The sequence below is a fragment of the Pseudomonas defluvii genome, assembly GCF_001695625.1.
Lineage (GTDB): Bacteria > Pseudomonadota > Gammaproteobacteria > Pseudomonadales > Pseudomonadaceae > Aquipseudomonas > Aquipseudomonas defluvii.
Map to the genome: position 1 here is coordinate 1 of NZ_MBPN01000262.1, position 1,389 is coordinate 1,389.

Here is a 1,389-nt window from a genome sequence, read left to right on the forward strand (position 1 = left end):
CAACGCTCGTCTGGGAAAACGTCCCCGGCGTCCTCAACGACCGCAGCAATGCCTTCGGGCATTTCCTGGGAGCACTGGCCGGAGAAAGCCGTGCGCTCCAGCCGCCAGGGGAAAAATGGGCGCACGCTGGTTGTGTGTCTGGACCCCGCCGCCGCATCGCCTGGCGCGTGCTCGACGCTCAATATTTCGGTGTCGCCCAACGCCGCAAGCGCGTGTTTCTTGTGGCATGTGGTGGTGATGACCTCGATCCCTCCGAAGTACTTTTTGAGCGCACAGGCCTGCGCGGGGATTCTTCTGCGGGCCGCGCGCCGTGGCAAGAAGCTGCCCGCGCTGCTGGATCGGGTGCTGCTGCAGCAGGCGGATACGCAGGATTCGCTGGACTGAACCAGCCCTACGGCAAGGTCACGACGACGTTCGGATTCAGCGGCGGCATCGGCCCCGTCGATGTTGCGGCATGCCTGATGGCCGCGGGTCCCAAGCACGACATCCGCACCGAGACGTTCATGGTGCAGTCCATCGCCGGCAGCATCGCCCACACCCTCGACACCGCCAACAACGGCAAGGGCAGCAGCGAGGACGGTACGGGAAAGGGCGTGCCGATCATCGCCTTCACCGCCCAGGGCAGCGGCGCGGACGCCACGATCGACCTGACGCCGACGCTGCGTGCCGGCGGGCATCGCAACAGCCATGCGAACGCAGGCGTCGTACCCGCCATCGCCTTCGCGCAGAACAACCGCGGCGAAGTGCGCTTCGAGTCGGGGCATGGACAGGTGTCTTGCACCGTCCTGTCCAACGGCAAGCCGGGCTACGGTGTGCCGATGGTGGCCTGCGTTGCCCTGCGGGGACGGACGCAGGGTCTTGCCGCCGAACTGGGCGGAAGCGTTGCAGCGGCGTTGCGTACCAGCGGCGGCGGCGCAGACAAGCCCCATGTCCTGGCCCCCGACTTCGAGGCACATTTCCGCTACGACTGGAATGAATCCGGTGCAGCGGACTGGTCGCAATGGCGGGTGCGGCGGCTGATGCCCATGGAGTGCGAGCGGCTGCAGGGCATGCCCGACGACTACACGCTGATCCCGTATCGCGGCAAGCCTGCCGCAGACGCTCCGCGCTACAAGGCGATTGGCAACTCCATGGCCGTCCCGTGCATGGCTTGGCTGGGCAACCGGCTGGTGCAGTGCCTGCACAAGACGGACTTGACCGATTCGGATTGATCGACGACGCAGCCTGCCGGCCGCGCCATTCTCTCCCTGCATTGCCGATGTATCGGCAGCAGCCCGCAGCCAGGGTGTCAAGGCTGCCGTGGGTTCCGCCCACGCCACCCACCAGTTCGCTTCGGCATCTCACCGGCGAACGCTGCCCACCGGGGCATCGATGCCTCCTTTCTCCAAC

1 protein-coding gene is annotated in these 1,389 nt (G+C 66.5%); it reads left to right on the forward strand.

Features of this window, described 5'->3' with window-relative positions:
* Nucleotides 1-1,211: DNA cytosine methyltransferase (locus EKA13_RS27160; protein WP_065762028.1), on the forward strand; the 1,211-nt coding region annotated here is incomplete at its 5' end.
* Nucleotides 1,212-1,389: the final 178 nt, after the last annotated feature.